Here is a 306-nt window from a genome sequence, read left to right as displayed (position 1 = left end):
TTTCTTCAACATCATCCTTATTTGCTGGTGTTTCTCCAATTTTATTTTCATTAAATATTTCTACAGGTGCATATATATCTACCCTTTCCTNNNNACTCCAATCAGCATACTTTTTATTATATGCCATTTAATAAAATCATAAAAAATAATTTTAAAAGTATTTTTATATTTAAATTTACTTTATGAATGAAAATGATATAAAATTCTTTAAAGAGATAGAGAAAAAATGGCAAAAGATATGGGCTGAGAAACAGATATATTATTCAAATCCTGATAAAGAAAAACCAAAGTTTTTTGTCACATTTC

The sequence above is a fragment of the Candidatus Nanopusillus massiliensis genome (assembly GCF_920984865.1).
The sequence above is the reverse complement of the archived record's forward strand: the minus strand, read 5'-3'. Positions refer to the sequence as shown.